An 11676-nucleotide genomic window follows, 5' to 3' on the forward strand; every position below is an offset into this window, starting at 1 on the left:
TAAGCGCGCGCCCGCACCGGCGCGCTCTACCGGCACGCCACCGTTCGACCTAGCAGTACGGCGCACTGGATCGACGTACCCGGACGTCCGGGAAGCGCATTGTTTCCAGCATGACCGAAATCTGCTCAGGCGAGGCAGGGTTCTTTGGGCCGAGAATGACGTCTCTTATCGGGTGCCCACGCTCGTCATTGCCGGGTAGCGGAAAATCAAGGAATGGCGCAGGCACCCCGTTCCGGAGCCGGAACTGAATTCTTGGCTCGGTCATCTTCTTGTTGGCAGACTCCAGGCGGAACGCCGCTCCCGATTCAACGCGATGTACGATGTGGGTAAGTCGGATTTCGCCCTCCTGCTCGAAAGCCGGATGTTTGAAGGATTCCAATGCTCGGGTCAGGCTTACGCATAGAAACATCGTGTCTCTATCGTGCCACGGCGTTGCGTAAGCTCCGGCGGATTCCTTCACCTCAGAACCGAGATCAAGAACCTCCGTCCCGTCAGCCCATTGGCAGCCACTCCTTGCAAGGTTGCTTGCAAAGCGCTGATAGATCGCGTTGACACTGAACTCGATCTTCTTCCGGATATCCTCGGGATCGTAGACGCAATGCACTGAACTTAGACGGTCAACAGCCGTCATTGCGCATGCGTCGAATCCAATCGAGAATCCGCTTCCATCCTCCGCGTAACCTCGCCACTGACCGAGTGAATCCGGATGTAGAGAGAAGCAGGCGGCGGCGGCAATGGAATTGATCTGCCAGAAATCGATCGCAGCTGCGAGACCTCGGACGAAATCGGCCGCGTAGGCCTTGCCGGCGGACACCGCCAGCGCCACCTGCCCGATGATCTCCCTTCCCCAGATCCGCTCACCACGATCATTCATGCACTGAATGTCGGACAAGCGAATGGTGCGGTGAGTGAGGATGGAAAGGAAGGTTTCAGCACTGCAATAGTGATGAATCACGTCACCGGCCTTCGGTGAAAACTCCAACTGTTCGGTAATCCAATCCATTCCTCAGCTCGAGTCCTTCGCAATTGCGTCTGGACGCCAATTCTACGGTGTCATCCGACGTGCTTCACGACCTCTGTTACGCACTGGGAGGAGATGAAAGCTGCAGGCGGCAAGTGTCACCCGTGCAAACAGCCACGGTGTGGCACCGCGGTAGCGCGTCCGCTTCCAGATCCCTGCTCATTGTCAAACCCTCAGCCGCGCAGGGTAGCGCCGCCGTCCACGTACAGATCGCTCATGGCGATGTGGCCGGCCTGGTCGGACAACAGGAACATCACGGCCTGCGCGATGTCGTCCGGCGTGGCCAGCTTGCGCAGCGGGATGCCGGCCTTGTACGCACCGGGATTGCCATCGATCACGGCCTGGGCGCCACTTTCGTCGGCCCACATGCCGGTCTGCATCGGCGTCAGGGTCGAGCCGGGCGCGACGATGTTGCAGCGGATGCCGAGCGGCGCCAGCTCCAGACCCAGGCAGCGGGTGAACATGGTAGCGGCAGCCTTCGATGCGGCGTAGGCCGCCATACCGTGACGCGGTACGCCGGCCGCATTGGAACTGACCGTGACAATGGCGCCGCGACGACGCGGCGTCATCACCCGCGCCAACGCCCGGCCCAGATGGAATACGCCGTCGGTGTTGACCGCGAATACGTGCCGCCACTGTGCATCGTCGGTGTCGGCAACGGTTCCCACCTGGAGCACACCGGCCACGTTGACGCCGAACCCGATCGGCCCGAGCGTGGTCTCGGTCCACGCGACCAGCGCGTCGACAGCGCGGGCATCGGCCACGTCCAGCGTCCGCGTGTGCAGCGTGCGCGTCGACGCCGGCAGCATCGTCGCGTCGCGGTCGGTGGCCACCACGATGCAGCCGCTGTCCAGCAGCAGCCTCACCAGTGCTGCGCCGATGCCGCCTGCGGCGCCGGTAACCACGGCCACAGTCCCTTCAAATCCCGTCAGTTTCACCTGGATGCCTCCTGTGTGGCGTCCCACTGCTGCAGACGTGCCGACAGCGCGGGGGCCAACTGTGCCACCGCATCGCGACCGGTCAGCTCGGCATGCAGGAACGGCAGCTCGATCGTTTCGACGACGGCCGCATGCGGCGCCCACAGGCTGGACTGCAGATGCGGCCGATGGGCGTGGTCCAGCCCTGCGCGCACGTGCAGCAGCGGGCCATCATAGCGGGCATGGTGATGGGCGCGGATCAGCTGGTTGGTGCCGGTCACCGCACGCACCACGCCATCGAGCACCACGCCCGGCAGGTTGCCGAGCGCGCTGTCGCTGCGGCGCAGGAAGGCGAGAATGCGCTCGCGACTGTCCAGCTCGGGATGCGCGTCCGGGTCATGACCGGCGATGGCCAGCAGCGCACGCAGCGCTGCCACCGGGTCGGGTTCGGGCTCCGCGCGCCAGCAGTCGCTGGGATAGGCATCCAGCAAGGCCAGCATGCCCACCGCCCTGCCCTGCGCCTGCAGTGCGACGGCCATCGCCTGGGCGACGATGCCGCCCACCGACCAGCCCAGCAGGTGCACCGGGCCTTCCGGAGCCTGCGCCTGCACCCGCGCCACGTACGCGTCCGCCAGCGCCTCGATGCTGTCCGGAAGGTCCCGCGCCGGGTCCAGCGCCGGCGATTGCAGGCCGAATACATCGCGGGTCGGGTCCAGGCTGCGCGCCAGGTCGCGGTAGTTCCAGGCAATGCCGCCTGCAGGATGGACCACGAACAGCGGTGCGCGCGCGTCGGTGCCCGTGGCCAAGCGGATCAACGGTGCAAGGCCGTGATCGGCCGTCTGTGGCGGCGCGTCGATCCGGGCCGCCAGCCCGGCCACGGTCGGTGTGGCGAACACTGCGCCCAGGCCCAGGTCGCAGCGCCAACGCGCCTGGATCGCCAGCAGCAGGTGGACCGCGCTGAGCGAATCCCCCCCCAGCGCGAAGAAGTCGGCGTCGATCCCGATCGGCGCGTCGTGGCGCAGCACCTGCGCGAACAGCGCCACCAGCGCGTGCTCCGTCGGGGTGCGCGACGGACAACCGTGGCTGTCGGGGCCGGCCGGCGCCGGCAGCGCCGCGCGATCGAGCTTGCCGTTGGCGGTCACCGGCCATTGGGCCATGTGTACGAACGCGGCGGGCAGCATGTAGTCCGGTACCAGACCGGCCACGTGGGCGCGCAGCGCCGTGACGTCCAGCGGCGCACCGCCCACGTAGGCAACCAGTCGCCGTTCGCCCGGACGGTCTTCGCGCAGCAGGACTTCGGCCCGCTCGACGCCCGGCGCGCTGCACAACGCGGACTGGATCTCGCCCAGTTCGATGCGCAGCCCGCGCAGTTTGATCTGGTTGTCGGTGCGGCCGAGATAGTCCACCGCGCCATCCTCGCGCCGGCGCGCGAGATCGCCGGTGCGGTAGATGCGCTCGCCCGGCAGGAACGGGTCGGCAAGAAAGCGTTCGTTGGTGAGGTCGTCACGGCCGAGGTAGCCGCGGGCGAGTTGCACGCCGCCCAGGTACAGCTCGCCGGTCACGCCCGGTGGCAGCGGACGCAGGCGCGCGTCCAACACGTACAGGCGGGTGTTCCAGACCGGGAAACCGATCGGCACGGGGCGCGCGGCATCGGTTGGCCCGGCGGGCCACCAGCTCACATCCACTGCGGCCTCCGTGGGCCCGTAAAGGTTGTGCAGCTCGGCGTTGAGCGTGGCGTGGAAGCGGTCGCGCAGCTCGGCATCGAGCGCTTCGCCACTGGTGAACACGCGGCGAAGCGCCAGCCCATGTACGGCCGGGGTAGCCAGCCATGCCGCCAGCATCGACGGCACGAAATGCAGCGTAGTGATGGCGTGGGTGCGCACGAGGTCGGCGAGCAGTATCGGATCGCGGTGCGCGTCGGGCGGCGCCACGACCAGCACCGCACCGCAAAGCACCGGCAGGAAGAACTCCCAGACCGACACGTCAAAGGTGGCGGGGGTCTTCTGCAGAATGCGGTCGTCGGCGCTGATGCCGTAGTGGTCACGCATCCACAGCAGGCGATTGACGATGGCGCGGTGTTCGATCACCACGCCCTTGGGCTCGCCGGTGGAGCCGGAGGTATAGATCACGTAGGCCGCATCTGCCGGTCCGGCCAGCGGCGCAAGAGCGGCGCCTGGCTCCCGTGCCCATTGCGCGGGCGAAACCACGGCCGCGCCGTCGAGGCGAATGGCCGCCTCGGCCTCGGCGAGCACACAGATCGGCGCGGCCGAGCGCAGGATGCGCGCGAGACGCTCCGGCGGGTGGTCCAGGTCCAACGGCAGGTACGCAGCGCCGGCCCGCACGACGGCCACCAGCGCCACCACCAGATCCAGCGAGCGCGGCAAGGCGATCGCCACGTGGGTACCAGGGCCGGCCCCGAGGGCACGCAACTGCAGCGCCAGTGCGCGGCTGCGCTGCTCAAGCACGGCATGGCTGAGCCTGGTTGCGCCGAAGACAACGGCGGGGGCGTCGGGCTGGAGCGCCATGCCAGCGTCCAGCAGCGCCGCCAAGGGGGTGTCGGGCAGCGGATGGGCGGTGGCGTTGGTCTCCACCACGCCCCAGTGTGCTTCCGCCGGCGTGGCCAGGGCGATATCGTCCATTGCACCGTGGGCGTCCAGGGCATCCAGAGCGCGGGTCACGAAATGCAGCAGGCGCGTGGCATGCGCCTGCGCCTGGAGCGGGCTGTACAACGCGGGATTTGCCTCGACTTCCAGCGTCAGCCGGCTACCACCATCGCCGCGGAACCCGAGGGTGAGATCGTCCACCGGCCCGGTCCCCAGCACCTGCAGCCGGGTAGCCACGCCCGCGAGTGGCAGCGGGCGATAGAACGGCTGCAGGTTCACCAGCGGTCCATGCAGGCGGCGCTGTGCACCCACACGCCCGAGATCACGGCGCAGCTGCTCACCGCGATAGCGGCCATGCCGACGTGCGCGGGTCAGGTCGCGGGCAACGCCGGCGATGAAGGTCGCCACCGGCTCGGCGCCCCCGGCAACGCGCAGGGGCAGCACGTTCATCACCATCGCCGGAACGCGCGCCGAGGCGCTGCCCAGCCGTCCCATATAGGGCACGCCCACGACGGTTTCATCCGCACCGGCCATGCGCTGGCAATACGCCGCCACAAGCGCGGTCAGCAGGTCCGGCCACGGCACGCCGGTCCGGGTGGACGCGGCCTGCACCCGTACCAACCATGCCGGCTCGACCTCGCGCTCGATCCGCAGCGCGTCCGCGCAGGCTGCGGCAGTCCGACCGCCCGGGCCATCCACCGGCGGAGCCGCCTGCAGGTAGGCATGCCAATACGCCGCGTCGTCGCCCCGTCGCTGGCTGTCGCGGTAGTCGATATCCTCGTCCAGCACCGGCCGCAGCGGTGCGAGCGGCACCGGCGCCGGCGCTGCCGTCCTGCTGGCGGCATACAGCGCGCTGACCCGTTCGCAGAACAGCGCCATGCCATAGCCATCGGTCGCCAGGTGGTGAGCCCGCAGGTACCAGGCGAAGCGTGCCGGCCCGAGACGATACAGGCGTTGCACGGCCAGGCGGTCGCGCCGCGGGTCCACCGCGCGCAGACGGTCGTCGTCCATGCCCTGGCGCGCGGCCTGCTCGGGTTCTTCATGCGCCGACACATCCACGTATTCCAGGCGCGGACGCTGGGCGGGATCCACCCATTGCACCGGCACGCCATCGTCGGTCTCGGCGAATCTCAGCGCCAGCGCATCGGTCTCGGCGACGGCCACGCCCACAGCGGCGGCGAAGGCCGGCTCGTCCAGCGCACCGTCAATCCACACTACGTGGGCGGTGTTGAACGCCGCCGCTTCGGCCGCTACTGCCTGGGCATACCACAGCCCGGTCTGCGCCTCGGTCAGCGCGTGGCGCTCCGGTGCGTGCGGAGCGTTCATGCCGTGGCGGCGCCCTGCAGGCGCTGCACCACGGCCCACCATGCGCGCAGCGTGGTGTGTTCGGCGAGGTGGCTGAACTCCAGCGCGATGCCGGTGTTGCTCCAGGCCAGCACCAGGCCAAGCACGCGCATCGAATCCAGCCCGAGGTCGATCAGGTGGTCGTCGTCGCCCACGGCGTCGGGGGCTTCATGCAGCATGCCCGCGATATCCGCACGCATCCGTTCCAGCGTCAATGGCGACGGCACGCTCATGCCAATGCCTCCAGCAGCTGCGCGGTGGTCATCGGCACGCCGCAGGTGCGCGCGATCCAGCGCATCGCCATGTCGTGGTCATCGCGCGAGAAGTCAGCGACCGCGTCGGCGGCAATGAAGGCCTCGATGTCGTGCTGGAACGCCTCCAGCACGGTAGCGGTACAGCCGATGTGCGCATACACCCCGGTGACCAGCAGCTGGTCGCGGCCGCGTGCACGCATCAGCGTCTGCAGATTGCTGCGCTGGAAGGCGCTGTAGCGGTGCTTGACCAGCACGTGGTCCCCGGCGGCGGGCGCGACCGCGTCGAGAATGGTCTCGTGCGCGGCGGTGGCGGACATGCCCGGCCCCCAGAGATCGGCCTGCAGGCCCCGGTCGCGTCGATCCTGCTGCCCGCGCTGTGCCGTGTAGAAGACCGGGATGCCGCGTGCACGGCACTGCACCAGCAGGCGCTCGATATTGGCCACCGCCGGTGCCAACGGCGATGCGTCCGGCGCGAACGCGGCCAGGAAATACTGCTGCATGTCGTGCACCAGCAGTGCCACGCGCGCGGCGTCTGGCCGCCAGGGGCCTCGAGCTGCCGGCAGCTCGTCGGCCTGCGGCAAGGGATACGCGTGAATTGTCGGCAGTGCCATCAGGGCGAAACTCCATCGGGTTGCAGGAAACGCGCGCGCAGGTGAGCGCGCAGTTCGCGGCGGCTGACCTTGCCCACCGCTGTGGTATCGAATGCGTCGACGAACACGATCTGGTCCGGCACCTTGAACGCCGCCAGTCCGCGCCCCCGCACCCACGCTTTCAGCGCCGGCCCGGTCAACGGCGCGCCACGCGCGATCACGAATGCGCAGCTGCGCTCGCCAAGGTGAGGGTCCGGCAGGGACACCACCGCCGCATCGAAGACGCCCGCATGGGCGAGAAGGTGGTCCTCGATCTCTTCGGCAGACACCTTCTCGCCGGCCCGGTTGATATGGTCGCTGGCCCTGCCCTGTACCACCAGGTACCCGCCGTCGACGCGCTGCACACGGTCGCCGGTGCGGTAGAAGCCGTCCTCGGTGAAGCTGCGCGCATTGGCGACCGGATCGTTGTGGTACGCACGGATCGTGTAGGGGCCGCGGGTCAGCAGATCGCCGGTCTCGCCGTCGGCAACCGGACGGCCCTCCCCGTCCACCACCAGCACCTCGTCGTCAGGGCTGATCGGCCGACCCTGGGTGGTGAGCACACGGTCCTCGGGATCGTGCAGGCGCGTGTAGTTGACCAGTCCTTCGGCCATGCCGAACACCTGCTGCAGCTGGCAGCCGAGGCCGGCAACCACGCGCCGCGCCGCCTCCGGCACCAGCTTGGCACCGCCCACCTGCACCACCTGCAGGCTGGACAGGTCATGCACGGTGGTCTGCGCCGCCTGCGCCCACAGCAGTGCCAGCGGCGGCACCAGCCCAACGCAGGTGACTCCCTCGCGGGCGATCAGCGGAAACGCCACGTCCGGCCCGGCACCGGCGCTGAGCACCACCCGCGCACCGGCATACAGCGCGCCGAAGAAGCCGGGCGAACTCATCGGGAAGTTGTGCGCGGCCGGCAGTGCCACCAGGTACACGCTGTCCTGGTTGATGCCGCAGATGCCGTTGCTGGCCCGGAACGAATAGATGTAGTCGTCGTGGGTACGCGGGATCAGCTTGGGCAGGCCGGTACTGCCGCCGGAGATCTGCAGGAACGCCACGGACTGCGGGTCCGGATCGCCGGGCAATTGCGCCGGGTCACCGGCCAGGTCATCCAGCGCAGAATAGTCTTCGGCCTCTCCGGCGATGACCACATGGCGGACCGACGGCACCTGCGCCTGCACGTCGCGCGCGAGGCTGCGGTGGTCAAAACCATCGCGCACGGCCGAGGTGATGAATGCACCTGCGTCGGCCTTGGCGGCCAGGTGCGCCACTTCGCCGATGCGGTGTGCCGGCAGGGCATACACCGGCACCAGGCCGGCGCGGAACAGGGCGCACACGACGCTGATGAATGCCGGCTCGTTGCCGAGCTGCACCAGCACGCGGTCACCCGGCTGCAGGCCCAGCGCGAGGAGGCCGGCACCGATGCGCCCTGCCTCCTGCCACAGCTGCGCATAGGTCAGACGGAGGTCACCGCCCACTACCGCAATGCGGTCGGGATGCTGCTGCGCCCGCTCGCGCAGAAAACCTGGAAAGGTCTCGCCGCGCCAGTAGCCGGCAGCGCGGTAGCGGGCCACCAAGGCCGGCGGCCAGGTCTGCCGCAGCGGGGGTCTGCCAGAAGGGGGGGCGGCGGTCATCGCAGGCTCCGGGTGCTTCATGTCGTTGGGGCATCGCTGACACCGAGCGCGGTCAGCAGTGCGGTGAACTTGGCAGCGGTCTCGGCCAGCTCGTCAGCGGGGTCCGAACCGGCCACCACGCCGGCGCCGGCATACAGCCGCACCTGTCGGCCCTGCACCCGCGCGCAGCGGATGGCGACATACCAGTCGCCATCGCCCTGCGCATCGGTCCAGCCAACCGCGCCCGCGTAGAACCCGCGGGGCACCGGCTCCAGCGAACGGATCGTGTCCAGTGCCAGGCGCTGCGGCGTGCCACAGACCGCCGGCGTGGGGTGCAGGCGCGCGACCAGCGAGGCAACTGTCGTGGACGGGTCCTTCAACCGGGCCTGGATGCGTGTGCCGAGGTGCCACATGCTGGCCGTGGCATGCAACGATGGCTGCGCGGTTGCCTCGACGTGTTCGCACACCGGCGCCAGCGCGGCCACGATCGCCTCGACCACATGGCGGTGCTCGTCATGGTCCTTGGTCGATGCCAGCAGCGCCTCGGCCGCGCGCGCGTCCTCGTCGGGATCGGCGCAGCGGCGCGCGGAGCCGGCCAGCGGATGCGAGTACACCAGCGGCCCGCGGCGGGACACCAGCAGCTCGGGCGTGGCGCCGACCAACCAGGCCGGCGCGTCCCCGGGATCGGGCAGCGGCACCACGTACGTCGCCACGCTCGGGTCACGGCCCAGTCGCGCGGCCAGCGCGGTCGGCACGACCGGCTGGATGCTGGCCACGCGCAGGCTGCGCGCCAGCACCACCTTCTGCAGCATGGCACCGGGGCTGCGCAGTACCGTGACGGCGTCTGCTACCGCCTGCGCATACGCGGCCCCGCCGGGCTCGGCCCGCAGGTCGGCAACCGTGGCCGGCGCAGCGGGCGGCGCGGGCGGCAGCGTGTCCGTCATGCTGCCGGGCTGGAACAGTGCGTCGTCCCCATCCGGGTCGAACGGCAGCGCACCCACCAGCAGCGCAGGGCCAGGCCTGGCGCTGGCGAAGAACCGGGCGACGCGTTCTGCCAGCGTCGCAGTGGTGCCGGCCGGCAGCCGGGCGCGGCAGCCGTGCGCGGCGAGGCTGCGCCGGGGAGCGCGCAGCAGGAACAGTGGTGCGTCCTGCGCCGGGCCGACCGCCTCGGCCACGTCATCCCGGAGTGCCCCGGCGGCGAGCGTCCCGCTCATGCGGCACCGCCGCGGCCGTGCAGGGCTGCCGCCGTCGCCAGCAGCAGGAGCAGGACGCCGACCAGCAGATACGGCGCGCTGGGCGACCACTGATACATCAGGGTACCCACCATCGGTCCGATCACCATGCCCAGGCCCTGCACGGCGGCCACTGTGCCGGCCGCTGCGCCCTGCTCGCCGGCCTCGACCGAGTCGGCGGCAAGCGCCTGGAAATTGGGGAACACGAAGCCCATGCCGAACGCGGCGACAGCGTAGGCCAGCAGCAGCTGCCACGACGTTGCCACCGCCGCGACCGATGCGAAACCGATCGCGGCGATCAATGCGCCCACCGCAATCCAGCGTCGCGGCGGAATATGCGACAGCTTCATCACCAGCACCTGCGCGAGGATCAGGCCCACGCCCACGGCCGTCAGCGCCAACCCCGCCACACGGGCGCCATCGGCCGGCGACAGCTGCAGCCGGTCGATCGCAAAGAAGCCCACTGTGACCTGCGCGATGGTGACCGAGATCATTGCAGCGAAGACCGCCAGCACGGGCAGTCGCAGGCGCGCATCGCCCCAGGCCAGACGTGGTCGCGGCCCGTCCTGGCGGGGTGCTGCGGGCCCGTGGGCAGGCAACCGCCACGCGATCACCGCAAACGCGAGCACCGGCAGCAGTGCGGCGATGTACAGCGTCAGCGACAGATGCTGGAATGCGATCCAGCCTGCGACGGCAGGGCCGACCACCATGCCCAGTGCATTGGCCGACCCCAGTTTGGCCATCGCCCCCGCCCGCTGGCCGGGCGCGGCCTCGTCAGCAACCAGCGCGGCCGCGGTCGGCGGCACAGCGGCGTAGAACAGGCCCACCAGTGCCCGTGTGCCGACCAGCGCAAGCACCGACACCCACAACGCGGGCGGGGACTGCAACGCGTTGTCGACAAAGACCGCCATCAACACGTAGATCGCCGCGTAGGCGGCCAGCGCGATCAACAGCACCCGCTTCCGGCCGATCCGGTCGCTGAGCATGCCCCAGCGTCGTGCCGACAGCATCCACAGCACTCCCGCAGCCGTCACGGAAAGACCGGCGTGCCATTCGGCGAGGCCAAGCAGGCGCACCACCGGACCGATCACCGCGACGAAGGACATCATCGCCATCGTGCCGACGAGCGCGGCGAATACCAGCGCGGGAAGTCCAGAAACCGTGGAGCGTGCGTGCATGAGGACCACTGCCAATCAGAATGGATGGCGCGCGCGGATCCGCCCACGCGCGTTGATTGATCGGCTTCACTGATCGGTGATCAATGTGGCTATCGGATCAAATGATAACAGTTCGCATTCGCGAAATGGCGATGACGATGGCGGACGTTCAGTCATCAATTCGCGCACACAGGCACGCGGCTAAGCTCGGTGCACCTCGACCTGGTGCACCATCATGGCTACCCCCCGCCCGACCACGGCGCTGCCGGCGTTCATCGCGACGACGACGCACCCTGTCGCGCTGCAGGTGATCAGCCTGACCGGCGAACTGTGGTCCGGCGACGTGCGCGAGGTGCGACTGCCCGGCAGCCAGGGCGAGTTCGGTGTCATGGCACAGCACACGCCCCTGCTCAGCACGCTGCGCGAAGGCATGCTCACGATCCATCCGGTCGCCGAGGCGCATCCGATGCACATCTACGTATCGGGCGGCTATGTGGAGGTGCAGCCGGGCCGGGTGATCGTGCTGGCCGACCTCGCACTGCGCAGCGACAACCTGGATGCCGCACGGGCGCAGACCGCACGCGATGCGGCGGCCTCGCCGATGGCCGCCGCGTTCACCGACATGGCCTACGCACGGCTGCACGCCCAACTGGTTCACGACCGCACCGTGATCCTGGAAAGGCGCCGCTGGCGGTAGGCGCCGCCGCAGCGTTGGACTGCGGCATTTGGTCACCTCTTGTTGGGCGACAGCCCAACATATGATGTTGACGATGAGGCAGACCCACACTATGTTGTGTTCATCGGCTCCCCGCTTCCGCCAGGCCCGGTGTTCCGTCACGTCCCTGCACCCCGCACGGCGTGACCCCGCGAACGACGTCTGGAAGCACACCCGAGGTCGCCGGTCCG

At 69.3% G+C, this 11676-nt stretch carries 9 protein-coding genes; 1 reads left to right on the plus strand and 8 read right to left on the minus strand.

The features are described from left to right. Positions 1 to 49: 49 nt before the first annotated feature. From OC534_RS04665 to OC534_RS04700, 8 genes are all read right to left on the minus strand, one after another. A complete protein-coding gene (locus tag OC534_RS04665) occupies positions 50 to 1003 on the minus strand; it encodes a DUF2971 domain-containing protein (RefSeq protein WP_166473049.1) in 954 nt (317 codons plus the stop codon). A 191-nt stretch (positions 1004 to 1194) separates the two neighbouring features. Continuing rightward, a complete protein-coding gene (locus tag OC534_RS04670) occupies positions 1195 to 1959 on the minus strand; it encodes a 2,3-dihydro-2,3-dihydroxybenzoate dehydrogenase (RefSeq protein WP_136004841.1) in 765 nt (254 codons plus the stop codon). After that, positions 1956 to 5867 (minus strand): amino acid adenylation domain-containing protein, encoded by a 3912-nt coding sequence (locus OC534_RS04675; protein WP_262071470.1) that lies wholly within the window; start codon positions 5865 to 5867, stop codon positions 1956 to 1958. Before OC534_RS04675 ends, OC534_RS04670 begins: the two co-directional genes overlap by 4 nt. Further along, the gene (locus OC534_RS04680) at positions 5864 to 6118 is read right to left on the minus strand and encodes a phosphopantetheine-binding protein (RefSeq protein ID WP_017357301.1); all 255 of its coding nucleotides are present in this window, start codon (positions 6116 to 6118) and stop codon (positions 5864 to 5866) included. The genes OC534_RS04675 and OC534_RS04680 overlap by 4 nt, the downstream gene beginning before the upstream one ends. Beyond that, positions 6115 to 6750 (minus strand): isochorismatase family protein, encoded by a 636-nt coding sequence (locus tag OC534_RS04685; protein WP_026070973.1) that lies wholly within the window; start codon positions 6748 to 6750, stop codon positions 6115 to 6117. Before OC534_RS04685 ends, OC534_RS04680 begins: the two co-directional genes overlap by 4 nt. Then, complete coding sequence (locus OC534_RS04690) at positions 6750 to 8402, minus strand: AMP-binding protein (RefSeq protein ID WP_136004845.1); 1653 nt, start codon at positions 8400 to 8402, stop codon at positions 6750 to 6752. Before OC534_RS04690 ends, OC534_RS04685 begins: the two co-directional genes overlap by 1 nt. A 17-nt stretch (positions 8403 to 8419) precedes the next feature. Next, on the minus strand, positions 8420 to 9595 hold the full coding sequence (locus tag OC534_RS04695) for an isochorismate synthase (protein ID WP_153164048.1): 1176 nt from the start codon (positions 9593 to 9595) through the stop codon (positions 8420 to 8422). After that, entirely contained in the window at positions 9592 to 10791 is a 1200-nt protein-coding gene (locus OC534_RS04700) for an MFS transporter (RefSeq protein ID WP_136004849.1), read from the minus strand. The genes OC534_RS04695 and OC534_RS04700 overlap by 4 nt, the downstream gene beginning before the upstream one ends. A gap of 214 nt (positions 10792 to 11005) precedes the next feature. Between OC534_RS04700 and atpC the strand changes: the two genes are divergently transcribed. Then, on the plus strand, positions 11006 to 11467 hold the full coding sequence (gene atpC / locus OC534_RS04705; RefSeq protein ID WP_017356464.1) for an ATP synthase F1 subunit epsilon: 462 nt from the start codon (positions 11006 to 11008) through the stop codon (positions 11465 to 11467). Positions 11468 to 11676 lie beyond the last annotated feature (209 nt).

The organism is Stenotrophomonas sp. Marseille-Q5258 (genome assembly GCF_946900935.1).
Lineage (GTDB): Bacteria > Pseudomonadota > Gammaproteobacteria > Xanthomonadales > Xanthomonadaceae > Stenotrophomonas > Stenotrophomonas nematodicola.

Excerpts from the sequence above, each read along its gene's own strand:
- OC534_RS04665 (WP_166473049.1), bottom strand. The coding sequence starts at position 1,003 with ATGGATTGGATTACCGAACAGTTGGAGTTTTCACCGAAGGCCGGTGAC.
- OC534_RS04675 (WP_262071470.1), bottom strand. The coding sequence starts at position 5,867 with ATGAACGCTCCGCACGCACCGGAGCGCCACGCGCTGACCGAGGCGCAG.
- OC534_RS04680 (WP_017357301.1), bottom strand. The coding sequence starts at position 6,118 with ATGAGCGTGCCGTCGCCATTGACGCTGGAACGGATGCGTGCGGATATC.
- OC534_RS04685 (WP_026070973.1), bottom strand. The coding sequence starts at position 6,750 with ATGGCACTGCCGACAATTCACGCGTATCCCTTGCCGCAGGCCGACGAG.
- OC534_RS04690 (WP_136004845.1), bottom strand. The coding sequence starts at position 8,402 with ATGACCGCCGCCCCCCCTTCTGGCAGACCCCCGCTGCGGCAGACCTGG.
- OC534_RS04695 (WP_153164048.1), bottom strand. The coding sequence starts at position 9,595 with ATGAGCGGGACGCTCGCCGCCGGGGCACTCCGGGATGACGTGGCCGAG.
- OC534_RS04700 (WP_136004849.1), bottom strand. The coding sequence starts at position 10,791 with ATGCACGCACGCTCCACGGTTTCTGGACTTCCCGCGCTGGTATTCGCC.
- atpC (WP_017356464.1), top strand. The coding sequence starts at position 11,006 with ATGGCTACCCCCCGCCCGACCACGGCGCTGCCGGCGTTCATCGCGACG.